At 54.6% G+C, this 23719-nt stretch carries 36 protein-coding genes; all 36 read right to left on the bottom strand.

Annotated elements, in window-relative coordinates; genetic code table 11:
• Window positions 1-149 precede the first annotated feature (149 nt).
• The 36 genes from BEN49_RS13700 to fusA all read right to left on the bottom strand — a co-directional run bounded on the left by BEN49_RS13700 (window position 150) and on the right by fusA (window position 23633).
• A complete protein-coding gene (locus tag BEN49_RS13700; RefSeq protein WP_070744265.1) occupies window positions 150-470 on the bottom strand; it encodes an FtsB family cell division protein in 321 nt (106 codons plus the stop codon).
• A 120-nt stretch (window positions 471-590) separates the two neighbouring features.
• Window positions 591-1862: a phosphopyruvate hydratase gene (gene eno / locus BEN49_RS13695; RefSeq protein ID WP_070744263.1), complete on the bottom strand. Its 1272-nt coding sequence runs from the start codon at window positions 1860-1862 to the stop codon at window positions 591-593.
• A gap of 154 nt (window positions 1863-2016) precedes the next feature.
• Window positions 2017-2817, bottom strand: a complete 801-nt coding sequence (locus BEN49_RS13690) for a LytR/AlgR family response regulator transcription factor (protein ID WP_070744261.1) — start codon at window positions 2815-2817, stop codon at window positions 2017-2019.
• Complete coding sequence (locus tag BEN49_RS13685) at window positions 2814-3854, bottom strand: sensor histidine kinase (RefSeq protein ID WP_125916855.1); 1041 nt, start codon at window positions 3852-3854, stop codon at window positions 2814-2816. Before BEN49_RS13685 ends, BEN49_RS13690 begins: the two co-directional genes overlap by 4 nt.
• A 96-nt stretch (window positions 3855-3950) precedes the next feature.
• Complete coding sequence (locus BEN49_RS13680; RefSeq protein ID WP_083326084.1) at window positions 3951-5246, bottom strand: erythromycin esterase family protein; 1296 nt, start codon at window positions 5244-5246, stop codon at window positions 3951-3953.
• A 206-nt stretch (window positions 5247-5452) separates the two neighbouring features.
• Window positions 5453-6052, bottom strand: a complete 600-nt coding sequence (rplQ, locus tag BEN49_RS13675) for a 50S ribosomal protein L17 (protein WP_070744255.1) — start codon at window positions 6050-6052, stop codon at window positions 5453-5455.
• 160 nt (window positions 6053-6212) lie between these two features.
• On the bottom strand, window positions 6213-7202 hold the full coding sequence (locus BEN49_RS13670) for a DNA-directed RNA polymerase subunit alpha (RefSeq protein ID WP_070744253.1): 990 nt from the start codon (window positions 7200-7202) through the stop codon (window positions 6213-6215).
• Between the two features lie 97 nt (window positions 7203-7299).
• Window positions 7300-7905, bottom strand: coding sequence for a 30S ribosomal protein S4 (gene rpsD / locus BEN49_RS13665; protein ID WP_070744251.1), 606 nt, complete (start codon window positions 7903-7905; stop codon window positions 7300-7302).
• A 26-nt stretch (window positions 7906-7931) separates the two neighbouring features.
• Entirely contained in the window at window positions 7932-8324 is a 393-nt protein-coding gene (gene rpsK / locus BEN49_RS13660; RefSeq protein ID WP_035567868.1) for a 30S ribosomal protein S11, read from the bottom strand.
• 87 nt (window positions 8325-8411) lie between these two features.
• Window positions 8412-8789, bottom strand: coding sequence for a 30S ribosomal protein S13 (gene rpsM, locus BEN49_RS13655; protein WP_068236362.1), 378 nt, complete (start codon window positions 8787-8789; stop codon window positions 8412-8414).
• A gap of 102 nt (window positions 8790-8891) precedes the next feature.
• Entirely contained in the window at window positions 8892-9008 is a 117-nt protein-coding gene (gene rpmJ, locus BEN49_RS13650; RefSeq protein ID WP_044016053.1) for a 50S ribosomal protein L36, read from the bottom strand.
• Between the two features lie 7 nt (window positions 9009-9015).
• Complete coding sequence (gene infA, locus BEN49_RS13645; RefSeq protein ID WP_035567874.1) at window positions 9016-9234, bottom strand: translation initiation factor IF-1; 219 nt, start codon at window positions 9232-9234, stop codon at window positions 9016-9018.
• A gap of 6 nt (window positions 9235-9240) precedes the next feature.
• Window positions 9241-10023 (bottom strand): type I methionyl aminopeptidase, encoded by a 783-nt coding sequence (map, locus tag BEN49_RS25715; RefSeq protein ID WP_083326083.1) that lies wholly within the window; start codon window positions 10021-10023, stop codon window positions 9241-9243.
• 8 nt (window positions 10024-10031) lie between these two features.
• Window positions 10032-11348 carry a preprotein translocase subunit SecY gene (gene secY / locus BEN49_RS13640; RefSeq protein ID WP_068236374.1) on the bottom strand — a complete coding sequence of 439 codons (1317 nt, stop codon included), beginning with the start codon at window positions 11346-11348 and terminating at the stop codon, window positions 10032-10034.
• 16 nt (window positions 11349-11364) lie between these two features.
• The gene (gene rplO, locus BEN49_RS13635; RefSeq protein WP_070744249.1) at window positions 11365-11811 is read right to left on the bottom strand and encodes a 50S ribosomal protein L15; all 447 of its coding nucleotides are present in this window, start codon (window positions 11809-11811) and stop codon (window positions 11365-11367) included.
• A gap of 13 nt (window positions 11812-11824) precedes the next feature.
• Window positions 11825-12007 carry a 50S ribosomal protein L30 gene (gene rpmD, locus BEN49_RS13630; protein ID WP_193415804.1) on the bottom strand — a complete coding sequence of 61 codons (183 nt, stop codon included), beginning with the start codon at window positions 12005-12007 and terminating at the stop codon, window positions 11825-11827.
• Between the two features lie 3 nt (window positions 12008-12010).
• Window positions 12011-12502: a 30S ribosomal protein S5 gene (gene rpsE / locus BEN49_RS13625; protein WP_070744285.1), complete on the bottom strand. Its 492-nt coding sequence runs from the start codon at window positions 12500-12502 to the stop codon at window positions 12011-12013.
• A 90-nt stretch (window positions 12503-12592) separates the two neighbouring features.
• Window positions 12593-12943 (bottom strand): 50S ribosomal protein L18, encoded by a 351-nt coding sequence (gene rplR / locus BEN49_RS13620; protein ID WP_068236383.1) that lies wholly within the window; start codon window positions 12941-12943, stop codon window positions 12593-12595.
• An 8-nt stretch (window positions 12944-12951) separates the two neighbouring features.
• Entirely contained in the window at window positions 12952-13506 is a 555-nt protein-coding gene (gene rplF, locus BEN49_RS13615; protein WP_070744247.1) for a 50S ribosomal protein L6, read from the bottom strand.
• A gap of 27 nt (window positions 13507-13533) precedes the next feature.
• Window positions 13534-13932 (bottom strand): 30S ribosomal protein S8, encoded by a 399-nt coding sequence (gene rpsH, locus BEN49_RS13610; RefSeq protein WP_068236389.1) that lies wholly within the window; start codon window positions 13930-13932, stop codon window positions 13534-13536.
• Window positions 13933-14294: 362 nt separating this feature from the next.
• A complete protein-coding gene (gene rpsN, locus BEN49_RS13605) occupies window positions 14295-14564 on the bottom strand; it encodes a 30S ribosomal protein S14 (protein ID WP_035567891.1) in 270 nt (89 codons plus the stop codon).
• Between the two features lie 12 nt (window positions 14565-14576).
• Complete coding sequence (gene rplE / locus BEN49_RS13600) at window positions 14577-15131, bottom strand: 50S ribosomal protein L5 (protein ID WP_070744245.1); 555 nt, start codon at window positions 15129-15131, stop codon at window positions 14577-14579.
• 16 nt (window positions 15132-15147) lie between these two features.
• On the bottom strand, window positions 15148-15447 hold the full coding sequence (gene rplX / locus BEN49_RS13595) for a 50S ribosomal protein L24 (protein WP_083326082.1): 300 nt from the start codon (window positions 15445-15447) through the stop codon (window positions 15148-15150).
• A 3-nt stretch (window positions 15448-15450) separates the two neighbouring features.
• A complete protein-coding gene (gene rplN / locus BEN49_RS13590; protein ID WP_046246583.1) occupies window positions 15451-15819 on the bottom strand; it encodes a 50S ribosomal protein L14 in 369 nt (122 codons plus the stop codon).
• A gap of 9 nt (window positions 15820-15828) precedes the next feature.
• Window positions 15829-16128, bottom strand: coding sequence for a 30S ribosomal protein S17 (gene rpsQ, locus BEN49_RS13585; protein ID WP_070744243.1), 300 nt, complete (start codon window positions 16126-16128; stop codon window positions 15829-15831).
• Complete coding sequence (gene rpmC, locus BEN49_RS13580; protein WP_070744241.1) at window positions 16128-16343, bottom strand: 50S ribosomal protein L29; 216 nt, start codon at window positions 16341-16343, stop codon at window positions 16128-16130. The genes rpsQ and rpmC overlap by 1 nt, the downstream gene beginning before the upstream one ends.
• A gap of 1 nt (window position 16344) precedes the next feature.
• Entirely contained in the window at window positions 16345-16773 is a 429-nt protein-coding gene (gene rplP / locus BEN49_RS13575) for a 50S ribosomal protein L16 (RefSeq protein ID WP_068236399.1), read from the bottom strand.
• A gap of 115 nt (window positions 16774-16888) precedes the next feature.
• Complete coding sequence (gene rpsC / locus BEN49_RS13570; RefSeq protein WP_070744239.1) at window positions 16889-17770, bottom strand: 30S ribosomal protein S3; 882 nt, start codon at window positions 17768-17770, stop codon at window positions 16889-16891.
• 5 nt (window positions 17771-17775) lie between these two features.
• A complete protein-coding gene (gene rplV, locus BEN49_RS13565; RefSeq protein WP_070744237.1) occupies window positions 17776-18198 on the bottom strand; it encodes a 50S ribosomal protein L22 in 423 nt (140 codons plus the stop codon).
• 1 nt (window position 18199) lies between these two features.
• On the bottom strand, window positions 18200-18478 hold the full coding sequence (gene rpsS / locus BEN49_RS13560; protein WP_068191730.1) for a 30S ribosomal protein S19: 279 nt from the start codon (window positions 18476-18478) through the stop codon (window positions 18200-18202).
• A gap of 3 nt (window positions 18479-18481) precedes the next feature.
• The gene (gene rplB, locus BEN49_RS13555; RefSeq protein ID WP_070744235.1) at window positions 18482-19309 is read right to left on the bottom strand and encodes a 50S ribosomal protein L2; all 828 of its coding nucleotides are present in this window, start codon (window positions 19307-19309) and stop codon (window positions 18482-18484) included.
• A 33-nt stretch (window positions 19310-19342) separates the two neighbouring features.
• Window positions 19343-19630, bottom strand: a complete 288-nt coding sequence (rplW, locus tag BEN49_RS13550; protein ID WP_068236408.1) for a 50S ribosomal protein L23 — start codon at window positions 19628-19630, stop codon at window positions 19343-19345.
• Entirely contained in the window at window positions 19630-20268 is a 639-nt protein-coding gene (rplD, locus tag BEN49_RS13545) for a 50S ribosomal protein L4 (protein ID WP_070744233.1), read from the bottom strand. Before rplD ends, rplW begins: the two co-directional genes overlap by 1 nt.
• Window positions 20269-20280: 12 nt before the next feature.
• A complete protein-coding gene (rplC, locus tag BEN49_RS13540; RefSeq protein WP_070744231.1) occupies window positions 20281-20901 on the bottom strand; it encodes a 50S ribosomal protein L3 in 621 nt (206 codons plus the stop codon).
• A gap of 239 nt (window positions 20902-21140) precedes the next feature.
• A complete protein-coding gene (rpsJ, locus tag BEN49_RS13535) occupies window positions 21141-21446 on the bottom strand; it encodes a 30S ribosomal protein S10 (RefSeq protein ID WP_035567915.1) in 306 nt (101 codons plus the stop codon).
• A 48-nt stretch (window positions 21447-21494) separates the two neighbouring features.
• Complete coding sequence (fusA, locus tag BEN49_RS13530; RefSeq protein ID WP_070744281.1) at window positions 21495-23633, bottom strand: elongation factor G; 2139 nt, start codon at window positions 23631-23633, stop codon at window positions 21495-21497.
• Between the last annotated feature and the right edge of the window lie 86 nt (window positions 23634-23719).

The following is a 23719-nucleotide window of genomic DNA, read 5'->3' as shown; positions in this document are numbered from 1 at the left end:
AGCGCGGCGTGCGCGGCGCGGGGCCGGCCGGCCAACGCTTTTAACAGAAACTGGCGGGCCAGGTAGGCCTGCGGGGGGCCGCGCCACGGGGGCCCCCAGGCCGGCCGCCGCCCAGGCCAGTAAGCCAAACAGGGCCCCGGGGGCCCTGTTCACTTGCCCTCGGCGTCTTCGGGCACCATGATGAACAGGTCCTCGCCGGGGCGCTTCATCAGGTATTTTTCGCGGGCGAATTTCTCCAGCAGTGCGGGGCTGCTCATCAGCTCGGCGCGGTCACTCTTCACGGTTTCGATGTTGTCGAGGTAGTACTGCTTTTCGCTGAGCAGGTCCTGGTACTTGCGGTAGATGTCGAATTGCTTGCTCACGTCGTTGGCGTCGAACACCACCATCCACACCACAAAGGCCCCGCCCACGAGGAAGTAAAAGCTGCGCACCACGCGCAGCACCGGCACCAGGAATCGGGGTATTGTCATCGGTCGTTCGCCGTTTAGGGGCCCCTAAAGCTACGCAAAAGCCCCCGCTGTTCGGCACAGCGGAGGCTTTTTCAATTTGTAAACCGTTCAACCGTGCGGACCTACTCAGCCCGCACCAGGCTACATTTTGCGGCCGGGGAAATAGGCGATTTCGCCCAGCTCTTCCTCGATGCGCAGCAACTGGTTGTACTTGGCCATGCGGTCGGAGCGCGAGGCCGAGCCGGTTTTGATCTGGCCGGTGTTCAGGGCCACGGCCAGGTCGGCGATGGTCGAGTCTTCGGTTTCGCCCGAGCGGTGGCTCATGATGGACTTGTAGCCGTTGCGGCGGCCCAGGCTCACGGCGTCAATGGTTTCGGTGAGGGTACCGATTTGGTTGACTTTGATGAGGATGGCGTTGGCGATGTGCTCGTCGATACCGCGCTGGAGGCGCTCCACGTTGGTCACGAACAAGTCGTCGCCCACGAGCTGGATTTTCTTGCCCACCTGGTCAGTGATGCTCTTCCAGCCCGCCCAGTCGTCTTCGGCCAGGCCGTCTTCGATGCTGATGATGGGGTACTTCTTGGTCCAGTCCACCCAGTAGCTCACCATTTGCTCGGGCGTCAGCTTCTCGCCGGTGCTCTTTTTGAAGTGGTAGTGGCCGTCGTCAAAGAACTCCGACGCGGCGGGGTCGAGGGCAATCATCACCTGCTCGCCGGGCTTGTAGCCGGCCTGCTCGATGGCTTGCAGCACAATCTGAATGGCTTCTTCGTTGCTCTGGATGTCGGGGGCAAAGCCGCCCTCGTCGCCCACGTTGGTGCTGTAGCCCTTTTTCTTCAGCACCGTTTTGAGGGTGTGGAAGATGTCGGTGCCCCAGCGCAGCGCCTCGCTGAACGAGCTAGCGCCCACGGGCATCACCATAAACTCCTGGAAGTCAATCTTGTTGTCGGCGTGCGAACCCCCGTTGAGGATGTTCATCATCGGCACGGGCAGCGTGGTGGCGCCCACGCCGCCCACGTAGCGGTACAGCGGCATGCCGGCGTCCTGGGCAGCAGCGCGGGCCGCGGCCAGGCTCACGCCCAGGATGGCGTTGGCCCCGAGGTTGCCCTTGTTGGGGGTGCCGTCCAGCTCGCGCATGATCTTGTCGATCAGGCCCTGCTCGTACACCGAGAAGCCCACCAGCTCTTCGGCGATGGTGGTGTTCACGTTCTCAACCGCCTTGAGCACGCCCTTGCCTTGGTACATGGCTTTATCGCCGTCGCGCAGCTCCACGGCTTCGTGCACGCCGGTGCTGGCCCCGCTGGGCACAGCGGCGCGGCCCGTGGCCCCGCTGTCGGTGGTCACGTCAACTTCGATGGTGGGGTTGCCGCGCGAATCGAAAATCTGGCGGGCGTGAATTTGTGAAATGATGCTCATTGAAAATGAGGTTTGGTTGGGGAGGAAATTTGCAAAAGCGCGCCGCGGCGGCCCCAATGCCCGCCGCGGCGCGTTGTGGCGGCAAGGTACTCATTCCGTTTTAGCTCCCCGCTAGGGCCATTTAAAACACGGTAAAATAACACGCGCCGGGCCCCTACCCTTCCAGCCACCGCCGGAACTCGGGCGTTTGGGCGGCGCTAGTGGTGAGCACCGCCTCGGGCTTCGTGCGCAGCTGCACCGCCAGCCGGTTGTTGAAGTAAGCCTCCACGCGCGCCACGAAGGCAATGTTGACCAGCTCGGAGCGGTTGAGGCGGCCAAAGTGGGCGGGGTCGAGTTGGCGCTCGACCTCGGCCAGCGTGCCGGCCAGCGGGTAGCGCGCGCCGGCCGCGTCCACGGCGAAGGCCACGCCCGCATCGGCCTGCACGTAGGCTACGTCGGCCACGGGCAGCACGTAGAGGCCGTTGCGCATCCGCACCGAGAACCGCTGCTTGTACTGGGGCCCCGGCGGCGGGTGCAGGGCCTGGGCCAGCGCCCGCAGCACCTCGGGGCTCAGCGCCAGGTGCCCTGGCCCGGGGGCCCCGGGGCCGGCGCTGAGGCCCCCAGCCAGGAGCTGGTATTTGTCCAGGGCTTCCCGAAACTGGGCGTAGTCGAACGGCTTGAGCAGGTAGGCGATGCCGTTGCCCCGGAACGCGGGCAACAAAAACTGGTCGTAGGCGGTGGTGAAAATGACCGGGCACGTCACCCGAAACTGCTCGTAGAGCCCAAACACGTTGCCATCGAGCAGCTCGATGTCGGAGAAAATCAGGTCCGGCATGGGATGCGTTTCCAGCCAGGCCAGGGCCTTGGCCACGCTGCGCAGCACGGGCGGGGCCGGCGGCGCCAGCCCAGCGCGGGCCAGGAAATCCACCGTTTGCCGGGCGGCCAGCTCTTCGTCTTCCAGAATCAGGATGTTCATCGCAAGGCAGGTTTGGGGGGCCCCGGGGCCAGCGCTACCAGCGGCACGGCCACGGCAAAGGTGGCGGCGGTGGCTGTAACGGCAATTTCCTGGCCGGCCAGCAGCCGGTACCGCTCGCGCAGGTTGGCCAGCCCCGTGCCCAGCGAATCGACGGCCGTGCGCTTGGGCCGACGCGGGTGGGCCACGCGCAGGGCCCCGGCGGTGGCCCCGATGGTGATGCGCAGCGGGTCGTCGTCGTCGCCGGCGTTGTGCTTGATGGCGTTTTCGACCAGCAGCTGCACCGTGCCCGGCACCACCAGCAGCCGGTGCAGCTCAGCCGCCGCGGGCAGCTCCTGCCGGAACTCGTAGGCCGCCCCGAAGCGGTGGCGCAGCAGGTAGATGTATTCGTCCACGAATTGCAGCTCCTCGGCCAGCGTCACAAAATCGTCGTCTTTGTGGCGAATGAGGAAGCGGTACAGCGCGGCGAAGCGGGTGAGGTACTCGTGGGCCTCGGCCGGGTCGTGCTGAATGAGGCCCCGCAGCACATTGAGGTTATTGAACAGAAAGTGCGGGTCAATTTGGGCCTTGAGGTGGCGCAGCTCGCTCTCCGTTTGGGCCTGCCGCAGTTGCAACACCTTTTGCTGGGCCTCGAAGTAGCGCTTGCCCGTGAGCAGCACGGCCAGCAGGCCATAGCTTTTGGCGTGGGCCACGGCCCCCAGCACCAGCCGCGCCCCCGACAGCGGCCCCCCGTGCCCAAGCAGGGCCCCGTAGAGGCGCAAGTAAGCACAGCCGCTCAGCAACAGGAACAGGGGCAGCAGCGCCAGGCCCAGCCAGTGCCGCCGGCGCAGGAACAGCGGCAGCAGCCCGCCCACCAGTAGGCCCACCGTGGCCGTGTCCAGCAGCACCGTGGCCCCCACCACCGGCAGCGTCCGGGCCCAGCCCCAACCGGTATCGGCCCCGTACTGCACCAGCAGGATGGGCCCCACCACGAGCCAGTACGCGGCTACCAGCCCCAGGTCCGAGCGCGAAAGCCGCGGCGCGGCAGGAAAAGCATTCATGCGAAAGAAGTTATTGCTCTTGGCCAAGGTAACCGGCGGCCGGCTTGGGGCCCTTGCTTAATCTATGCACCAAGCCGCTCATACACGGCCACGTCGCTACTGGCCCCGGCTGCTGGTTGCCGCCGCCGGGGCCCCCAGCGGCGTTACGGGACCCGAGCCGCGCACCAGCACCAGGTACTGCACGTAGGCCGTGGCCGGCAGTTCGGGGCGGAACTGCATTTGCTGCTCTGGCGGCATCCCTGGCGCGTAGCACAGCTGAATGGGCTGGCGGGTAGCGGCGGCCCCCGGCGCATCCAGCCACACTAAGGTGGTGCTGCCGGGTGCGGTGCGCTGCTTCAGGTCGGCCAGGCCCGTTATCGTCACCAGGGGTCCGTCGTGGTTGAACTTATCGGTGACGGTGTATGGCTGCCCCGCCGCCTGCCAGGGCCCCGGCAAGCCATCCGTCGGGTACAGCATCCGGCACTCGCTGAGCACGCACAGCACCGACGCCACCTTGTCGTGCATTGGCAATGCACTTTGCCGAATGCGGGCCGCTAGGTCCAAAAAGCCGTTTTGCAGCGGGCTTTGCAGCACGTGGCCCAGGCCCCACATCCCATACAGCTTCTCGTGGACCAGCCGCTTCGTCTGCACCAGCGCCTGGAAGTTGGCAAAAATGTTGTCCTCCCGCCGGCCGGCCCGCAGGTCGTAGCCCGCATTGGTCAGCGCGTGGCGCAAGTCGTCGTATTCAGCCCTTGCTCCCACGCTGGCCAGCGCCCGCCGCGCCACCCCCAGCAGCCCCGGGGCCCCCGGCTGCCGCAACACCGCCACCACCGAATCGACGCGGCTGCGCAGCTCAGGTGCCAGCGGCGCGTTACGCAGTAGCACCGCGAGGTAATCAGCCACCAGCGGCAAATCCTGCAACGCATCGAGCCCCACGAACCGGATGCGCCGCGCCGCCAGCAGTGTCCGGTTCAGGGCCCTGATGCGTTGGATTTTCTGGTAGAACTCCTGGTTGGCCCATTGCGCCCGGCCAGCCGCCCAGCTCCTGAACACCAGCCGCAGCGTGCTATCCTGGCCCGTGCGTAGGTATTCGTTCAGGTAGTAGGCTTTGGCACAGTCCACTTCGGCCACGTAGGTACGCACCCCCGCCCGGGCATTCAGGTGCTTCAACAGGGCAAAGTCAACGTCCTGGGGCCCCCGCACCCCGTGCGCTTCGCCCAGCAAAAACAACTGATTGGCGTAAAATGCCTTATCAAACAGCGCAAACCCCTCCCTTCCCGGCTCAATGGTTTCCACCGGAGCACCGGCAAATACGGATTCCGGCACGGCAGTTTGCGCCCGGGCCCCTAGGCCCCCCAGCAGCAGTGTCGCAGTCCAAAGCAAGGTGTAACGCAGTATCTGAGTGGCTTTCATAATGCAAAGCGGCTTGGCCGCGCAGAGGGTGATGGAGTACTCCAAAGCACGCCTCTCCTGCCGCTGGCCTCGCCTTGCAGCCCGCCAATCCACTGAAAATTCCGATGAGCTACCGCAAAAATCCCACGAGTTTTCTTACCCAAAACCCAACAAAAAAAGGGATGCCCCGCGAGGAGCATCCCTTTTCAAAATCAAACTTTGAAAGCTTATGCGTCGGCCTTGGCCTCGTCGCGGCTCTCGCCATCCTTCACCGTTTCGGTGGGGGTATCTTCTGGGGCCGACTGCTGCACGGTAGCGTTAGGAGCTACGGCTTCCCCCGTCACTTCGGTCGCCGAAGTCACAGTGGCATCGCCGGTAGCCGGAGCAACACCACCCGAGCGGCGGCGCGAACGGCGCGTCGTAGTGGCTTTCTCAGCGGTAGCATTTTTGGCTTCCAGCAGGGTATCGTTGTAGTCCACCAGCTCAATCACGCACATATCGGCGTTGTCACCGAGACGCGAAGCACTCAGCTTGATGATGCGGGTGTAGCCGCCGGGGCGGTTGGCAATTTTAGCTGCCACTTCACCGAACAATTCCTTGATGGCCTCTTTCTCCTGCAACTGAGCAAACACCAAGCGGCGTGAGTGCGTCGTGTCTTCTTTCGACTTAGTGAGCAGCGGCTCCACGTACTGGCGCAGGGCCTTGGCCTTGGCAACGGTCGTGGTCACGCGCTTGTGCATGATGAGCGACGTTGCCATGTTCGACAGCATCGCGTGGCGGTGGGCGGTAGTCCGGCCCAAATGGTTAATCTTTTTTCCGTGCCGCATGGACTGAAAAGTAAGTGTGCGCTTGCGGGTAGCGACCACGGCGGGTCAAAACCTCATTAGAACCGCTGCCCCTCGGGCGCACTGGTAAAAAATGTGAAAAACAAAAAAAGTGGAGCAATACCGCAGTGGTTACCCACTGTGGCATTGCTCCACGGCATTACTAGTCTTCTTCGAGGCGGTATTTGCCGAGGTCCATACCGAACTCCAGGCCGCGCTCCTCCACCAGGTTTTCCAACTCGGTCAGGCTCTTCTTACCGAAGTTCCGGAATTTCATCATGTCGGCAATCTCCAAAGTTACCAGCTCGCCCATCGTTTTGATGTCGGCAGCTTTGAGGCAGTTCTTGGCGCGCACGCTCAACTCCATGTCTTCCAACGGAGTCTTCAGCATTTTGCGCATCTGCATGGTTTCCTCGTCGATAGGCTCATCCTCCACCACACGGGCCCCTACGGTAGCCATCGTGCTGTCCGAAAACAGCATGAAGTGTTGGATTAGGATGTTGGCAGCACCTTTCAGTGCTTCCTCCGGGTGAATGGAGCCGTCGGTCTGAATCTCAAGAATAAGCTTCTCGTAGTCAGTCTTCTGCTCCACGCGAGTGTTCTCGATGCTGTATTTCACGTTCTTAATGGGCGTGTAAATAGCATCAATAGCAATCTGACCAAATACTTGGTCGGTCTGCTTGTTCTCGTCAGCCGGCACGTAGCCACGGCCACGATTGATTGTCAGTTCGAATTCAAGCTCTTTGCTCGGGTCTACATGACAGATCACATGGTCCGGGTTCAGTACCTGAAAGCCGCTGGCAAACTTGCTGATGTCAGCACCCGAGAAGGTGTCTTGGCCTTTCACGCGCACCGTAATTTTATCCGGAATGGCATCGCTCACTTTCTTGAAGCGCACCATTTTCAGGTTCAGAATGATTTCGGACATGTCCTCAATCACTCCCTCAATCGTCGAGAACTCGTGCAGCACGCTGTTGGTGCGCACCGACGTGATGGCAAAACCTTCCAGCGACGACAGCAGAATGCGACGCAGCGCATTGCCGATGGTCACGCCGTAGCCCTTCTCGAGCGGTTTAAATTCAAACGTCCCGGTGAAGTCGTCGGATTTCTCCATCACTACTTTCTCCGGCATCTGAAAAGCTAAGATTGACATAGATGAGGCGTTAAAAACTAAAAAAAGATGAGGGAGGCATTACGCACGAATGCGGCCCGGCAATTTGCCAGGCCGCACCCTATCGGCGCTATGCAGATTACTTCGAATACAGTTCGACGATGAGCTGCTCCGTGATTTTCTCAGGGATCAATTCGCGCGAAGGCGCATTCACAAACTTGCCAGCCAGCTCTTTGCCATCCCACTCCAGCCACGAGAACTGGCGCGAGTTGCGAACCGAAAGGCTCGTAGAAATAGCTTCCAACGACTTCGACTTCTCACGGACGGCTACGATATCGCCAGCACGCAAGTGATACGAGGGAATGTTTACCACTTCGCCATTCACCGTGATGTGCTTATGGCCCACCAGTTGGCGAGCCGCGCGACGGGTCGAAGCAATGCCCAACCGGTAAACCGTGTTGTCAAGGCGCGCCTCCAGTAAGCTCAGCAGGTTGTCACCCGTGATGCCGGGCAAGCTGGCTGCTTTATGAAACAGGTTCTCGAATTGTTTCTCGAGCATCCCATACATATACTTTACTTTCTGCTTCTCCATCAACTGCACAGCGTACTCCGACTGCTTCTTGCGGCGGCCGCGGCCGTGCTGGCCCGGAGGGTAGTTCTTCTTGTTGAGCGCCTTGTCAGGGCCGAAAATCGGCTCGGCGAAGCGACGGGCAATCTTGGACGTGGGGCCGGTATAACGTGCCATGTTAATATAAAATCAGAGGTGAATAATCAGACGCGACGGCGCTTAGGCGGGCGGCAGCCGTTGTGCGGCAACGGCGTTACGTCACGGATTGTCGTCACCTCAATGCCCACGTTACCCAAAGCGCGGATGGCCGACTCACGACCCGAACCGGGGCCCTTTACGAACACCTCGGCTTTGCGCATACCCAGGTCATGGGCTACTTTACCGCAATCGCTCATCGCCATCTGGGCGGCGTAAGGCGTATTCTTTTTCGAACCGCGGAAGCCCATTTTGCCGGCCGAAGCCCACGAAATCACTTGCCCATTGTTATTCGTGATGGAAATGATGATATTGTTGAACGAAGCACGAATGTGCACCTGCCCAACCTGCTCCACTACGACAACGCGCTTCTTAGCTTTGTCTTTTCTTTTTTGTGCCATTTGGTTATCGCGAAAAATGCGGGAGGTGTTGACGCTGACGACTCGAGTGGATTACCCATAGCCGCCAGCACCGATTCCCACTAAAATTTATTTCGTTGCCTTCTTCTTACCGGCGACGGTCTTACGTTTGCCCTTACGGGTACGCGAGTTATTTTTAGTACGCTGGCCACGCACGGGAAGGCCTTTGCGGTGCCGCAAGCCACGGTAGCAACCAATATCCATCAAACGCTTGATGTTAGTGGTTACTTCCGAGCGTAGCACACCTTCGGTCTTGTGCTCAGCAGCAATAATTGCGCGAATAGCACCGGACTCTTCTTCGGTCCAGTCCTTCACCTTCTTATTAATGTCAACACCTGCTTTCACCAGAATTTTCTGGGAATTGCTCCGGCCAATGCCGAAAATGTAAGTCAGGGCGATTTCGCCGCGCTTGTTGTCCGGGATATCAACCCCTGCGATACGAGCCATGTGTTTTTGTTATGTGTTTGCGGACAGAAACCCGGCAGCATCTTGGAAGGCGGCCACCGCAGTGGTCATTACCCAAGGCTCCGGGATTCTTGAAAAATTTACTTAACCCTGACGCTGCTTATAGCGGGGGTTCTTCTTGTTAATGACGTACAGTTTGCCATTGCGGCGGACGAGTTTGCAGTCTACGCTGCGCTTTTTCACCGAGGTCTTGACTTTCATGACGAGGTTATTTGTAACGGTATTTAATTCGGCCCTTCGACAAATCGTAAGGTGACATTTCCAGTTTCACTTTGTCCCCTGGCAGAATTTTAATATAGTGCATCCGCATCTTACCCGAAATATGGGCAATCAACTGGTGACCGTTTTCCAACTCCACGCGAAACATAGCGTTGGAAAGGGCTTCGAGGATGGTACCGTCCTGCTCAATAGAGGCTTGTTTGGCCATAAGGGGCTACTGCAATGCTTTTTCAATGTATTCAAAAGACGTGAGAATCTCCGCCTTATCTTTTCTAACAACAACCGTGTGCTCAAAGTGCGCTGAAGGTCTGCGGTCTTTAGTACGGATTGTCCAGCCATCCGCTTCCTGCACCACGTCTTTCTTACCCAAATTGACCATCGGCTCAATAGCTAGTACCAAACCTGTTTGTAGCAAGGGCCCAGACCCTCTCTTGCCATAGTTTGGTACTTCTGGTTTTTCATGTAAACTAGCTCCTACGCCATGACCAACCAGTTCTCTAACTACGCCGTAGCCTAAAGGCCCTACATGGTTTTGGATCGCATAGCTAATGTCACCGACGCGGTTACCACTCACTGCTTTCTCAATCCCTTTGTATAAGCTAGCCTTAGTCTCCTGAAGCAACACCAACACTTCAGGACTTACTTCCCCGATTGGGTAAGTGTAAGCACTATCGGCATGGTATCCATTCATGAATACACCGCAGTCGACAGACAGTATATCACCGCTCTTCAACGGTTCGTCTGTAGCAAACCCGTGAACTACCACCGCATTTGGTGAAAGGCACAAACTGAATGGGAACTTATTGTAGCCCTTAAAGGAAGGTACCCCACCACTATCCCGAATAAACTCTTCGGCACGTTGGTCAAGCTGCCTCGTAGTAACGCCTTCTTTTATTAGAGAGGCAACCTCACCGTGAGCTTTTGCTAATATTTGAGCGCTAACTCGGATAAGGTCGATTTCCTCTTCTGTTTTGTACTGTATGCTGCCGCTTGCCATGATACCGCTTACGAGGCCAAGGCGACATTCTGCGACCGCCCCCGCACCCGGCCAGACTTCATCATACCGTCGTAGTGCTGCATCAGTAGGTAGCTCTGTACCTGATTCACGGTATCCAGCACAACACCTACCATGATTATAAGAGAAGTACCACCGTAGAAAGCTGAGAAGGGTCGGGTGACACCCAATAGCAATGCAATGGCCGGAAAAATCGCAATAGCTGCTAGAGCAATAGCACCAGGCAAAGTAATGCGAGTTAATATTTCATCAATGAATTCCGAGGTATCCCGGCCCGGCTTAACCCCTGGCACAAAGCCCCCACTCCGCTTTAGGTCATCTGCAATCTGGTTGGGATTAACACTGATTGCCGTGTAGAAGTATGTGAATACAACGATCAGAATACCGAAAGTCAAATTGTACTGCCACGAAGTATAATCCGAGAATTTCACTCCGATGTAGCTAGCGAAATCGCTCTTATTCTGCCATACCGATGCTGCGATAGCCGGTACAAACATCAGCGATTGGGCAAAAATGATGGGCATAACCCCAGCAGCATTTACCTTGAGCGGAATGAATTGACGCTGAGCATCTAGCTGTGTGGTACCTCCAACCTGCTTGGCATACTGCACGGCAATGCGCCGGACGGCCTGAGTAAGCACGATAACGGCCATTACAACCAAAAACAACACGACCAATTCCAACAGAAAAATGAGGGACTTATTAACTCCTTTTGCAGCAGCTTCTCCAATTATTGCACCGGGTAGCCGCGACACAATACCGATCATGATGATCATTGATATGCCGTTGCCAATACCTTTGTCCGTAATCTTCTCGCCCAGCCACATGCAAAACAGCGTTCCTGCCGTAATGATGAGCATCGTTGAAATGGTAAAGAAAGTACCAGGGTTAGTAATTGCTTCTGCGTTTATAGTAGCAATAAACCCAACTGATTGCGCAAGCACAATCGGTATGGTGAGGATACGTGTGTATTGGTTAATTTTCTTCCGGCCTGATTCGCCTTCTTTCTGCAACTTCTGAAAATATGGCACCGCAATCGTCAACAATTGCAATACAATACTAGCCGAGATATAGGGCATGATGCCCAAAGCAAAAATGGAAGCATGACTGAATGCGCCACCAAGTAGCGTATCCAGAATACCAAACAAACCAGCCGCACCCGTTTTCAGGCGAGTTGGATCAACGCCTGGAAGCACAACATATGATCCCAAACGATAGATAGCAATGAAAAAAAGCGTATTGAGAATTCGCGTACGCAAATCCTCAATCGCAAAGATGTTTTTTATCGCGGTGATAAACTTATTCATTGCCTTTATTTGAGCTTTAGAGCGTTACCGCCTTGCCGCCCGCTTTTTCAATGGCTTCAACAGCCGACTTCGAAAAGGCGTGAGCATGAATTTCTAAAGCAGTAGTAATTTCACCACGACCTAGAACTTTGATTTTTGCGTTTTTTGACGCCAGTCCACTAGCCACGAAATAAGCTGCGTCCATAGTCGTGGTTTGAGTGCCTTCAATCAATGAAGCGAGTACGTCCAAGTTAATGGCTTTGTATTCGATACGATTGATATTAGTGAAACCAAACTTAGGCACACGGCGCTGAAGCGGCATTTGGCCACCTTCGAAGCCAGACTTGCGCTTATATCCTGAACGCGACTTGGCACCTTTGTGGCCCCGAGTAGACGTACCACCACGGGTCGAGCCTTCGCCACGACCAATCCGCTTTTGGTTCTTTGTAGAACCAACGGCAGGTTTCAGATTGCTAAGATTCATAATGATTGAAAGACTACAATTCGGTTACTTGCACCAGATGCTGCACACTTTTAACCATGCCTAAGATAGCAGGATTGGATTCGTGTTGAGCAGTGCTATTCATTTTGCCCAAGCCCAACGATTTTACGGTGCGCTTTTGGCGTTCGGGGCGGTCGATGACGCTGCGCACGAGCTTTACTTGAATTTGTGCCATCATCAATTAACCGTTAAATACACGGGACAAAGAAATACCACGAGCCTGCGCGATTTGCAGCGGGTCACGCATTTTAGCCAAGGCGTCAAAGGTAGCCTTCACCACGTTATGAGGATTCGACGAACCCTTCGACTTGGCCAACACATCTTTGATACCTGCGCTCTCAAAAACAGCGCGCATAGCACCACCAGCAATTACGCCTGTACCAGCTGCTGCTGGTTGCACCAATACAAAGCCACCGCTGTATTTGCCCTGCATCACGTGGGGAACAGTGTGCTTGTACATTGGTACTTTAACCAAGTTCTTCTTGGCATCATCAATGCCTTTAGCAATGGCATCGGTTACTTCGTTGGCTTTGCCAAGTCCATATCCTACAGTCCCATTGCCGTCACCTACTACCACAATAGCGGAAAAGCTAAAGCGACGGCCACCTTTCACCACTTTTGCAACGCGGTTAATGGCAACAACTTTTTCTTTAAAATCGGAATCTGGACCCATACGGCTCGCTTCCTTATTACGGTCGCGGTCGTTGCTGCGCTGACGGTCTCCGCCAGGACGATTGTTTTCGCGTTCTTGCGCCATGATATTTTAGAAATTGAGGCCGCCTTCGCGGGCTCCTTCTGCTAATGATTTTACACGGCCGTGATACAGGTAGCCCGAACGGTCGAATACCACTTTCGAGATGCCCTTCTCTTGAGCTACCACTGCCAACTGCCGGCCAACGGCAGCAGCAAGTGCTACACCGTTACCGCCCTCGGCAGTTACTTGTTTCGACGATGCCGAAGCAAGGGTACGGCCAGCCGTATCGTCAATGATCTGGGCGTAAATGCCCGTGTTACTGCGGAACACCGACAACCGCGGCCGCTCGGACGTGCCAGCCACCTTAGTGCGGATGATGCGCTGGATCCGCTTTCTGCGGGTTGCTTTATCAAAAGCCATGATGCAAATTATTTAGATGCTGTTTTACCAGCTTTGCGACGGATAATCTCACCCACAAAGCGCACGCCTTTGCCTTTGTAAGGCTCAACTTTACGCAGCGAACGAATTTTGGCGGCTACTTGACCTAGCAATTGGTTATCAATGCTAGTCAGCGTAACAATCGGGTTTTTGCCTTTTTCCGTAACAGCTGTAGCAGTTACTTCTTTTGGCAAAGCGATGTAAACGTTGTGCGAGTAGCCAAGAGCCAATTCCAGCGTAGTACCGGCCAATGTTGCCTTGTAACCTACTCCCACCAGCTCCAACTGCTTAGTGAAGCCATTGCTTACCCCAACCACCATGTTGTTAATAAGCGAACGATATAGACCATGCATGGCCTTGTGTCGCTTCTGCTCAGTGGGACGGGTTACGGTGAGAGTACCGTCTTCGATAGCAACGGCAATATCGCGGTCCACTTGCGTGGTCAGCGAGCCTTTGGGGCCCTTTACCGTCACCGCGTTGTCCTTGTCAACCGAAATATCGACCCCATTAGGGACTGCAATCGGCAATTTACCAATACGTGACATAGTTCTATTAGCTAAGCAGGTTTCGAATTAGTAAACGAAGCACAGCACTTCACCACCTACATTTTCAGTTTTGGCTTCTTTTTCTGTCATCACCCCTTTTGAAGTTGAGATAATAGCAATGCCCAAGCCACTGAGTACACGTGGGAGGTTATCAGCAGCGACGTACTGACGCAAACCAGGTGTTGAAACACGCTGAAGTTTGGTAATTGCCGGAGCTTTAGTAGTAGGGTTATACTTGAGCGCGATTTTAATCGTACCCTGTACTGCCGCATCGTCAAAACGATAACTCTGAATGTACCCCTTATGGTAGAGCACTTTCGTGATTTCCTTTTTGATGTTGCTGGCCGGAATTTCTACCACCCGGTGATTCGCCTTGATGGCGTTGCGCACCCGAGTCAGGTAGTCGGCAATTGGATCAGTATTCATTGAATGCTAAATGCGTCCGCTTTTTTCGGAGCGCAAAGATAAGAAAATTTCATCAAGCCCTTTATGGGACCAATGAAATTTCGGTTAAGACTACTTGGCATGCCCGGCGACGGCGCAGCCAATGGTTTCTTTCGGCAACCTGCCAAAGGGTTTGGGAGATTTCCCAGCTTTTCGGAGTGCAAAGGTAGTCGAAGCGCAAGACTTATACAAATGTTGCGTATATATTTAATCATCTGCCACCTTGTAAGTTTCGGCCTACTCACAAGAATAAATACTTGCTTTATTCTGCGTTAACAAAAATATTCCCGACACTATACCTAGTTGGGTACAGCGTCGGGAATATAAGATCGTCACAAAACGATTTACCAGCTCGATTTGGTCACGCCGGGAATCTTCCCAGCTAGGGCCATTTCGCGGAAACGCACACGGCTGATGCCGAACTTACGCATGTAACCACGAGGGCGGCCATCAATCATATCTCGGTTGTGCAAACGAACGGGCGAAGCATTTTTGGGCAGCTTGTCGAGACCTTCATAGTCGCCGGCAGCTTTCAGAGCCTTACGCTTCTCAGCGTAGCGGGCCACGGTGGCAATGCGCTTGCGCTCCCGTGCTTTGATGGATTCTTTAGCCATGGATTTGAGAGATTAAGCTTCTTTCTTGGCATTAGCGAACGGCATACCGAATGCCTTAAGCAATTCGTAGCTCTGCTCGTCATTCTCGGCGGTAGTTACAAACGTGATATCCATGCCCGAGATACTCTTGATTTTATCAATCGAAATTTCCGGGAAGATAATCTGCTCTTTTACACCCAGCGTGTAGTTACCACGGCCATCAAACCCTTTATCGTTGATGCCTTTGAAGTCGCGCACGCGGGGCAGTGCTACCGTCAACAGACGGTCCATGAACTCGTACATCCGCTCGCCACGCAAAGTCACTTTAGCACCAATAGGCATGCCCTCGCGGAGCTTAAAGTTCGATACCGAACGCTTAGCAATGGTTGGAACAGCTTTCTGACCAGTAATAGTCGTCAACTCTTCAACGCCGTTATCGACCAGCTTCTTATCGGCAACAGCTGCTCCAATGCCGCGGTTGATGCAGATTTTGGAGATGCGGGGTACCTGCATGACGCTCTTAAACTGGAATTTTTCCTGGAGCGCTGGTACTACGTCTTTTTGATATATATCTTTCAATCGAGCCATGATGCAAGGGGGCTAGTTAAGCCTTTTTCGTGGCCAATGCGTTTTTACGCACCCGCTCACCGGTTTTGGGATCAACAGCCTGCACATTGCTTACGTGCATAGGCGCCTCCATCTTGGTAATGCCGCCTTGGGGCGACTTGGCGCTTGGCTTGTTGTGCTTGGTCACCAAATTGAGACCATCCACGATTACGCGCTGGGTAACTCGGTTAACCGATTTAATGACACCGGTTTTGCCACGCTCATCGCCAGCAATCACCTTCACAGTGTCGCCCGATTTCACATGTAGCTTGACGGGCAATTCTTTATTGATAGCCATAGCTTACAGTACTTCAGGGGCCAGCGATACGATCTTCATGAACTGACGCTCGCGCAACTCACGGGCCACTGGCCCAAAGATGCGAGTACCACGCGGCTCGTCGTTGTTATTGAGCAGTACAGCAGCATTATCATCGAAGCGGATGTAGCTACCGTCTTTACGACGTACCTCCTTCTTCGTGCGCACAACTACTGCCTTGCTTACGGTACCTTTTTTAGCATTACCGGAAGGAATAGCTGATTTAATAGCTACTACAATCTTATCGCCAACACTAGCGTATTTTTTGCCCGTGCCACCCAGAACGCGGATGCAGAGCACTTCCTTGGCACCGCTGTTATCGGCTACCGTCAGGCGGGATTCTTGCTGGATCATTGGTCTGGGTTATTTAGCACGTTCGATGACTTCGACCAAGCGCCACCGCTTAATCTTGCTTAGGGGGCGGGTGCTCATAATGCGCACCGTATCACCTTCACCACACTCATTCTTCTCGTCATGAGCGTGGAATTTTGTGGTTTTAGTCACAAACTTCCCATACTTAGGGTGTTTCTGCTTTTCAACCACAGCCACCGTGATGGACTTTTCCATCTTACTGCTGGTTACTTTACCGACGATTTCCTTACGCGCATTGCGGTCAGAAGCGGGATCGTGAGCCGGCAACAGCTTTTCTTGAGTTGGTTCCATTATTGAGCGGAGTTAATGGCCTGCTCGTTATTGCGGCGGGTCTGCTCGGTAAGCAAACGGGCAACATTTTTGCGGCTAGCCTTCAGACGGGAAGGGTTTTCAAGCGGCGAGATAGCGTGGGCGAAACGCAACTGTTGGCCCTGGGCACGCTCGGCTTTGATTTGCTCTTTCAGCGCGTCGGCAGAAAGGCCTTTGATATCGGTCTTGTTTTTCATGTTAGGCAGCGGCTTCAACGTAATCGCGGCGTACCACGAATGTCGTCCGAACCGGTAGCTTCTGGGAAGCCAAACGGAGCGACTCCTTCGCTACCTCCAGCGTCACACCATCCGATTCAAACATAATCTGACCTGGCTTTACGCAGGCTACCCAATATTCTGGCGAGCCCTTGCCCTTACCCATCCGTACTTCAGCCGGCTTCTTGGTAATAGGTTTATCAGGGAAAATTCGGATCCATACTTGCCCTTCGCGTTTCATGGCGCGGGTCATGGCAATACGGGCTGCCTCAATCTGGCGAGCCGTAATCCAAGACGTTTCCAGCGACTTGATAGCGAACGAACCGAAGTCTATGGAGCTGCCGCGGTAGGCTAAGCCAGTCACGCGACCCTTCTGCATCTTGCGATACTTGGTCCTTTTCGGTTGTAACATGAGAAATTAAATAAAGAAATTATTAGGAATGCACGGATTATCTCCGCAAAAAGCCCACTTCAGGGTGTTAGGGCACGGGGCCCAACAACCCGAAGTGGCTCTTTATCTTGGTTAACTAGCGACGGGGGGCCCGGCCAGCTCCACCACCTTGGGCAGGGCCATTACGGCGTGGACCGTTGCTATCGCCACGGCCAGCACCGCCAGCAGGAGCGCCACCAGCAGGGTTACCGCCGCGGTCACCACCACGATCACGACGAGGACCTCGGTCACCACCACGATCACCGCGTTCGCCACGAGGGCCACGGTCATCACGGCGTCCACCAACGTCACCGCCCGGGTTGGTCTGCTGCTGGTTCGGCGATAAATCGGGCTTGCCAAAGACTTCGCCGCGCATCACCCAAACTTTGATACCGATTTTGCCATACACTGTCTGAGCTTCTGACAATGCATAATCAATATCAGCACGCAGGGTGTGCAAAGGCGTACGGCCCTCTTTATACTGCTCCGAGCGGGCAATTTCAGCACCACCCAAACGACCACCGCACTGAATCTTAATGCCTTCAGCTCCAACCCGCATAGCAGCTTGGATCGACATCTTCATGGCACGACGGAAAGAGATACGGGCAGCTAATTGCTGAGCAATGCTCTCACCCACCAGTTTAGCATCCAACTCAGGGCGCTTAATTTCAAAGATGTTAATTTGAACATCTTTGTTGGTAATTTGCTTCAGCTCGTCTTTGATCTTATCGACCTCCTGGCCGCCTTTGCCAATTACTACACCCGGACGAGCCGTGTTGATGGTAATGGTGATTCGCTTGAGGGTACGCTCAATTACAATGCGGCTGATGCCACCTTTCTGGATGCGGGCGTTGATGTATTTGCGGATTTTTTCGTCTTCCACCAGTTTCTCGGCAAAATCCTTACCGCCGTACCAGTTCGAGTCCCAGCCTTTGATTACTCCCAAACGGAAGCCAACCGGATTTACTTTCTGTCCCATATAATTTATGAGTTGGCCTCGGCCTGATTTTCGGTGGTAGCGGAATTGACGGCTTGCGCCTGGGCGGCTTTGCTGCCTGTCTTCTCAATCATCGTGTCGATCTTCAGCGTCACGTGGTTGCTGCGCTTGCGGATGCGGTGGCCACGGCCCTGAGGGGCGGGACGCAGGCGCTTTAGCTGCCGGCCTTCATCAACAAATATTTCGCTGATGTAGAGGTTAGCCTCTTCAATGCGCTGGTCTTCGTTGTGCTGCTGCCAGTTGGCCAAAGCCGATAGGAGCAGTTTCTCAATCTTCTCAGCACCGCTGTTAGCCTCGAAGCGAAGCAGACCGAGGGCCCGCGTCACTTTTTGGCCGCGTACTAAGTTGGCTACCAAGCGCATCTTGCGCGGCGAGGTAGGCACATTGCGGAGTTTTGCTACTGCTTCCATCTTAGCGCTTGCCTTTATCTTTTTTGGCGACGTGACCACGGAAGTTACGCGTCGGGGCAAATTCGCCCAACTTGTGCCCAACCATGTTCTCGGTCACATACACCGGGATGAACTTATTGCCGTTGTGAACAGCGAAGGTGTGGCCAACGAAATCTGGCGAAATCATCGAGCGGCGCGACCAAGTCTTCACCACCGATTTCTTACCAGCCGTTTCGAGTGCCGTGACTTTCTTTTCCAGCCGGAAGTCAATGTACGGCCCTTTTTTGAGTGAACGTGCCATATATTACTTCTTGCCTTTGCGGCTCACAATCAGGTTCTCCGAATACTTGTTTTTATCGCGAGTCTTGTAGCCTTTCGACAGCAGACCGTTGCGGCTGCGCGGATGGCCACCCGACGATTTACCTTCACCACCACCCATTGGGTGATCGACAGGGTTCATGGCTACACCACGAACGCGGGGACGACGACCAGCCCAACGATTCCGGCCAGCTTTGCCCATACGCACGTTCATGTGGTCACCGTTCGAGACGGTACCCACAGTAGCCATGCAGGTAACAAGTACCATACGCATCTCGCCCGAAGGCAATTTCAGCGTGGCATAACGCTCTTCGCGGGCCACAATCTGAGCGTAAGTACCAGCCGAGCGGGCCATGGCTGCACCCTGACCGGGCTGCAACTCAATGTTGTGTACAATGGTACCAAGTGGAATCTCGCGCAATGGCAGTGTATTGCCAACTTCGGGAGCCACACCGGGGCCCGATACCACTTGCGTACCAACCGTGAGGCCAGCTGGAGCAATTATGTAGCGCTTCTCACCATCGGCATAGCCAAGCAGGGCGATACGGGCGGTACGATTAGGGTCGTACTCAATGGTCTTCACCGTGGCAGGCACACCGGCCTTATCACGCTTGAAGTCTACAATACGGTACTGGGTTTTATGTCCACCGCCGATGTAGCGGTTCGACATTTTACCGGAAGAGTTCCGGCCACCCGATTTCTTGAGGGAAGTCATCAAAGACTTCTCCGGGGTCGACGTTGTTAGCTCGTCGAACGCCGGCGCAACGCGGAAGCGTTGCCCTGGGGTTGTTGGTCTTAGTTTTTTGAGTGCCATTACTAGCTAGTTGTGCTTTTGCGGCGGATAATGCTACAGGTTACCGTAGAAGTCGATGATGTCACCTTCCTTCACAGTCACAATGGCTTTCTTGCCATGGGCGCGGCGGCCAGTGGCTTGGCCACTGCGAGTAGCTTTCGACTTCATTTTGCCAATGGTGCGCATCGTGTTAATGTCGGTTACCGTCACGCCATAAAGCGCTTCGATATCCTTCTTGATCTGCACTTTATTAGCGGTACGCTCCACTTCGAAAGTGTAGCGGCCTTTCTCGTTCAGGCCCGTGGCCTTCTCGGTGACGATGGGACGTTTCAGCGTGCTCATTATTCAGCGGTGCTATAGAGTTGAACCAACGAAGCCATGCCATCTTCCGAAATCAACAGCGTGTCAGTATTCAGCAGATCGTGAGTGTTGAGGCCAATGGGCGTCGATACTTTCACTTTCTGCAGGTTACGGGCGCTGAGAATAACATTCTTGTTCACCTCAGCGGTAACCAGCATCGTCTTCTTACCATTGTTCAGCTTGAGGCCGTCCATGATGGCAACGAAATCTTTGGTGCGAGGAGCATCCATGGCAATGTTCTCCACTAGAGAAATTTTGCCATCCTTTGCCAAGCTTGACAAAGCTGAAAGGCGGGCTACGCGCTTGGTTTTTTTGTTGAGTTTGAAGTTATAGTCGCGGGGCTGCGGACCGAACATCCGGCCGCCACCAACGAACACACCCGACTTCATGCTGCCAGCACGGGCACCGCCCGTACCTTTTTGCTTCTTGAGCTTTTTCGTGGTGCCGTGCACCTCGTTGCGCTGCTTCGACTTGTGAGTACCCTGACGCTGATTAGCGAGGTACTGCTTTACGTCCAGGTACATCACATGCTCGTTAACGTCGAGCCCGAAGATGTCCTCCGACAGCGTGACCTTGCGGCCCGTGTCTTCGCCTTTGATGCTATATACTGCGAGTTCCATTGCTGCGTCGGGTTATTTCTCCAGGACCACGTAAGAATTCTTGGCACCGGGTATCGAACCACTCACCAGAATCAGGTTCTTATCAGCTACTACGCGCATCACTTTCAGGTTCTGAATTTTGACACGGTCGCTGCCCATGCGGCCACCCATACGCATTCCTTTGAATACGCGGGAAGGCCACGAGCAAGCCCCGATAGAACCGGGGTGACGCAGGCGGTTGTGCTGGCCGTGAGTCTGGCCACCAACACCCTGAAAGTTATAGCGCTTAACTACACCCTGGAAGCCTTTGCCTTTTGAGGTGCCAACTACATCGATAAACTCGCCTTCTGTGAAGAGCGAAGCGTCGATAGTTGCACCAGCAGCGTAGGTCGATTCCGCGTCGAGGCGAAATTCGACAAGCTTTTTCTTGGGGGTGGTACCAGCTTTAGCGAAGTGACCGGCCAAAGCCTTAGTCGTATTCTTCGCCTTTTTTTCGCCGTATCCAATCTGAACGGCAGTATAGCCGTCGTTGGCGATAGTCTTAACCTGCGTCACTACGCACGGACCCGCTTCGATGAGCGTGCAGGGAATATTTTTCCCATCCGGAGTGAAGAGGCTTGTCATACCGATTTTCTTACCGATGATGCCAGGCATTCTGTGAAGATTTATGTACACAAAAAGAAAACGACCGAGTGCCGTTTTCGCTAAGGGAGTGCAAAGATAGAATTAAAGTCCGCATTTTCCCAACGTGATACACAAATAATTTCCAAATGAGGCAGTTAGCTTTTTATTACTCCATATTGGGCACACGATAATTAGGAGAAATTTCAATAAAAAGCCCCGTTGCGATTAATCGCAACGGGGCTTTTTATTGAATGTGTGAAGTCCGGTCTTCAGACTTTGATTTCCACATCAACGCCGCTAGGTAGTTCAAGCTTCATCAGAGCATCTACAGTTTTCGATGAGGTCGAGAAAATATCCACCAAGCGCTTATAAGTGCAGAGTTGGAATTGCTCCCGGCTCTTCTTATTCACGTGGGGCGAGCGTAGTACAGTGAACTTCTCCTTTTGCGTCGGCAACGGGATTGGACCGCTAACGATGGCGCCGGTAGCCTTCACAGCTTTCACGATTTTCTCAGCCGATTTGTCTACGAGGTTGTGGTCGTAAGACTTGAGTTTGATGCGAATTTTCTGGTTCATTGGGGTTTTGGTCCGATTGACCAAGTTAGTGACCGGTATTAGGGGGTGTTATTTGGAACCTTTTACTTTAGCAATAATAGCCTCAGCCATGTTGGTGGGCACTTGCTCGTAGTGCGAGAACGTGAGCGATGCCGAAGCACGACCCGACGAAATGGTACGTAAAGCCGTCACGTAACCGAAAAGCTCCGACAGTGGCACGTCAGCCTTGATCAGCTGGGCACCGCCTTTGGTGTCCATACCTTTCATCAGGCCACGGCGACGGTTTAGGTCACCCGTTACCGGGCCAGTGTACTCGTCTGGGCAAACCACTTCTACGCTCATGATGGGCTCGAGCAATTTCGGGCCAGCCTGGCGAGCAGCTTCACGGAAACCGCCACGGGCAGCCAATTCAAACGACAGCGCGTCCGAGTCAACGTCGTGGAAGGAACCGTGGTAGAGGCGCACTTTCATACCCTCGATGGGGAAGCCAGCCAAGGGGCCCTGCTTCATCGCTTCTTCAAAACCCTTCTGGATCGGGGCAATAAATTCGCGCGGGATAACACCGCCTACAATGGCGTTGTCAAACTCGAAGCCGGGCTTCTCAGGCTCAGTTTCTTTCGGGCCAAGCTCAAACACGATGTCGCCGAACTTACCACGACCACCAGTTTGCTTTTTGTACGTCTCGCGGTGGTCGACTTTCTTAGTGAGAATCTCCTTGTAAGCCACTTGCGGGGCCCCCTGGTTGATTTCCACTTTGAATTCCCGACGCATCCGGTCAATGATGATCTCAAGGTGCAACTCACCCATACCGCGCAACACCGTTTGGCCCGTCTCTGGATCGGTGTTTACTTTCAATGTGGGGTCTTCCTCAATGAGCTTGGCAATAGCCATACCCATTTTATCAACGTCAGCCTGCGTCTTCGGCTCGATGGCGTAGCCAATTACCGGCTCGGGAAAGCTCATCGACTCAAGGACGATGGGGTACTTCTCTTCGCTCAGCGTATCGCCGGTTTTGATGTCTTTGAACCCCACACCAGCAGCAATGTCACCCGCCTGAATTTTATCAATCGGGTTCTGCTTGTTGGAGTGCATCTGCATCAGGCGCGAGATGCGCTCCTTCTTGCCAGTGCGGTTATTCAGTACATACGAACCGGCGTCCAACACCCCACTGTAGCAGCGGAAGAAACACAAACGGCCTACGAATGGGTCAGTAGCAATTTTAAAAGCCAGCGCAGTGAACGGCTCCGTGTTATCGGGGTGGCGCTCAATCTCAGCACCAGTTTCCGGGTCGCTGCCCATAATGGCGGGCATATCCAAAGGCGACGGCAAGTAGGCCATTACGCCATCCAGCATGGTCTGCACGCCCTTGTTCTTGAAAGCCGAGCCGCACATAACTGGCGAGAACTTCATGTCGATAACCGCTTTGCGGATAACAACCATCATTTCCTCACGGGTAATGGAGTCCGGATCGTCGAAGAATTTCTCCATCAACGCATCATCGTACTCAGCTACGCTTTCTACGAGCTTTTGGCGCCACTCGGCCACAGTCTCCACCAAATCCTCAGGTACGGGAATTTCGCTGTATGACTTGCCTTCCGTAGCATCGTCCCACACGATGGCTTTGCCAGTCAGCAAATCCACAACGCCTTTGAACGTGTCTTCGGCGCCAATCGGAATCTGCAGCGGCACAGGGTTAGCCCCAAGCTTATCCTTGATTTCGGCAACGGCCTTAAAAAAGTCAGCGCCGGCACGGTCCATTTTGTTGACGAAGCAAATGCGCGGCACCTTGTATTTGTCAGCCTGGCGCCACACCGTCTCCGACTGAGGTTCTACGCCCGATACGGCGCAGAACAGGGCTACTGCTCCATCGAGCACGCGCAATGAGCGCTCTACCTCTACCGTGAAGTCTACGTGGCCGGGCGTGTCAATCAGATTGATCTTGTATTGGTGAGTATCAGCAATCGGATCACCCTTAATATCCGTTGGGTAATTCCAAAAAGTCGTGGTAGCAGCCGAAGTAATCGTGATACCCCGCTCCTGCTCTTGCTCCATCCAGTCCATCGTGGCGGCACCGTCATGGACTTCCCCGATTTTGTGGGTTTTCCCGGTATAATACAGAATACGCTCCGAAGTCGTGGTCTTACCGGCGTCGATGTGCGCCATAATCCCGATGTTACGGAGGTATTGGAGTTCTTTGTTAACGGCCATGATTATGTTTAGGGTCTTAGGAATTTGGGGCCCCAGGGCTTGGTTGTTCAACGTCAGATTGCGTCAAAAAAATCCAAGTCCCCTAG

Origin of the sequence: Hymenobacter coccineus (assembly GCF_001816125.1) — a bacterium.
Classification (GTDB): domain Bacteria; phylum Bacteroidota; class Bacteroidia; order Cytophagales; family Hymenobacteraceae; genus Hymenobacter; species Hymenobacter coccineus.
The sequence above is the reverse complement of the archived record's forward strand: the minus strand, read 5'-3'. Positions and strand labels throughout refer to the sequence as shown.

Excerpts from the sequence above, each read along its gene's own strand:
- rpsN (WP_035567891.1), bottom strand. The coding sequence starts at position 14,564 with ATGGCTAAAGAATCCATCAAAGCACGGGAGCGCAAGCGCATTGCCACC.
- BEN49_RS13670 (WP_070744253.1), bottom strand. The coding sequence starts at position 7,202 with ATGTCAATCTTAGCTTTTCAGATGCCGGAGAAAGTAGTGATGGAGAAA.
- rplN (WP_046246583.1), bottom strand. The coding sequence starts at position 15,819 with ATGATCCAGCAAGAATCCCGCCTGACGGTAGCCGATAACAGCGGTGCC.
- rplR (WP_068236383.1), bottom strand. The coding sequence starts at position 12,943 with ATGGCTTTTGATAAAGCAACCCGCAGAAAGCGGATCCAGCGCATCATC.
- rpsC (WP_070744239.1), bottom strand. The coding sequence starts at position 17,770 with ATGGGACAGAAAGTAAATCCGGTTGGCTTCCGTTTGGGAGTAATCAAA.
- rplD (WP_070744233.1), bottom strand. The coding sequence starts at position 20,268 with ATGGAACTCGCAGTATATAGCATCAAAGGCGAAGACACGGGCCGCAAG.
- rplW (WP_068236408.1), bottom strand. The coding sequence starts at position 19,630 with ATGAGCACGCTGAAACGTCCCATCGTCACCGAGAAGGCCACGGGCCTG.
- rplE (WP_070744245.1), bottom strand. The coding sequence starts at position 15,131 with ATGGCTCGATTGAAAGATATATATCAAAAAGACGTAGTACCAGCGCTC.
- rpmC (WP_070744241.1), bottom strand. The coding sequence starts at position 16,343 with ATGAAAAACAAGACCGATATCAAAGGCCTTTCTGCCGACGCGCTGAAA.
- rpsH (WP_068236389.1), bottom strand. The coding sequence starts at position 13,932 with ATGAATACTGATCCAATTGCCGACTACCTGACTCGGGTGCGCAACGCC.
- rplQ (WP_070744255.1), bottom strand. The coding sequence starts at position 6,052 with ATGCGGCACGGAAAAAAGATTAACCATTTGGGCCGGACTACCGCCCAC.
- rplV (WP_070744237.1), bottom strand. The coding sequence starts at position 18,198 with ATGGAAGCAGTAGCAAAACTCCGCAATGTGCCTACCTCGCCGCGCAAG.
- fusA (WP_070744281.1), bottom strand. The coding sequence starts at position 23,633 with ATGGCCGTTAACAAAGAACTCCAATACCTCCGTAACATCGGGATTATG.
- BEN49_RS13680 (WP_083326084.1), bottom strand. The coding sequence starts at position 5,246 with ATGAAAGCCACTCAGATACTGCGTTACACCTTGCTTTGGACTGCGACA.
- rpmD (WP_193415804.1), bottom strand. The coding sequence starts at position 12,007 with ATGATGGCACAAATTCAAGTAAAGCTCGTGCGCAGCGTCATCGACCGC.
- rplP (WP_068236399.1), bottom strand. The coding sequence starts at position 16,773 with ATGTTACAACCGAAAAGGACCAAGTATCGCAAGATGCAGAAGGGTCGC.
- BEN49_RS13700 (WP_070744265.1), bottom strand. The coding sequence starts at position 470 with ATGACAATACCCCGATTCCTGGTGCCGGTGCTGCGCGTGGTGCGCAGC.
- infA (WP_035567874.1), bottom strand. The coding sequence starts at position 9,234 with ATGGCCAAACAAGCCTCTATTGAGCAGGACGGTACCATCCTCGAAGCC.
- rpsD (WP_070744251.1), bottom strand. The coding sequence starts at position 7,905 with ATGGCACGTTATACCGGCCCCACGTCCAAGATTGCCCGTCGCTTCGCC.
- rpsQ (WP_070744243.1), bottom strand. The coding sequence starts at position 16,128 with ATGGAACCAACTCAAGAAAAGCTGTTGCCGGCTCACGATCCCGCTTCT.
- rpsK (WP_035567868.1), bottom strand. The coding sequence starts at position 8,324 with ATGGCACAAAAAAGAAAAGACAAAGCTAAGAAGCGCGTTGTCGTAGTG.
- rplO (WP_070744249.1), bottom strand. The coding sequence starts at position 11,811 with ATGAATCTTAGCAATCTGAAACCTGCCGTTGGTTCTACAAAGAACCAA.
- rplX (WP_083326082.1), bottom strand. The coding sequence starts at position 15,447 with ATGGCTATCAATAAAGAATTGCCCGTCAAGCTACATGTGAAATCGGGC.
- BEN49_RS13690 (WP_070744261.1), bottom strand. The coding sequence starts at position 2,817 with ATGAACATCCTGATTCTGGAAGACGAAGAGCTGGCCGCCCGGCAAACG.
- rpsJ (WP_035567915.1), bottom strand. The coding sequence starts at position 21,446 with ATGAACCAGAAAATTCGCATCAAACTCAAGTCTTACGACCACAACCTC.
- secY (WP_068236374.1), bottom strand. The coding sequence starts at position 11,348 with ATGAATAAGTTTATCACCGCGATAAAAAACATCTTTGCGATTGAGGAT.
- rplB (WP_070744235.1), bottom strand. The coding sequence starts at position 19,309 with ATGGCACTCAAAAAACTAAGACCAACAACCCCAGGGCAACGCTTCCGC.
- rpsM (WP_068236362.1), bottom strand. The coding sequence starts at position 8,789 with ATGGCTCGTATCGCAGGGGTTGATATCCCGGACAACAAGCGCGGCGAA.
- rpsS (WP_068191730.1), bottom strand. The coding sequence starts at position 18,478 with ATGGCACGTTCACTCAAAAAAGGGCCGTACATTGACTTCCGGCTGGAA.
- rplF (WP_070744247.1), bottom strand. The coding sequence starts at position 13,506 with ATGTCACGTATTGGTAAATTGCCGATTGCAGTCCCTAATGGGGTCGAT.
- rpsE (WP_070744285.1), bottom strand. The coding sequence starts at position 12,502 with ATGGGTCCAGATTCCGATTTTAAAGAAAAAGTTGTTGCCATTAACCGC.
- map (WP_083326083.1), bottom strand. The coding sequence starts at position 10,023 with ATGGCAAGCGGCAGCATACAGTACAAAACAGAAGAGGAAATCGACCTT.
- rpmJ (WP_044016053.1), bottom strand. The coding sequence starts at position 9,008 with ATGAAAGTCAAGACCTCGGTGAAAAAGCGCAGCGTAGACTGCAAACTC.
- rplC (WP_070744231.1), bottom strand. The coding sequence starts at position 20,901 with ATGCCTGGCATCATCGGTAAGAAAATCGGTATGACAAGCCTCTTCACT.
- BEN49_RS13685 (WP_125916855.1), bottom strand. The coding sequence starts at position 3,854 with ATGAATGCTTTTCCTGCCGCGCCGCGGCTTTCGCGCTCGGACCTGGGG.
- eno (WP_070744263.1), bottom strand. The coding sequence starts at position 1,862 with ATGAGCATCATTTCACAAATTCACGCCCGCCAGATTTTCGATTCGCGC.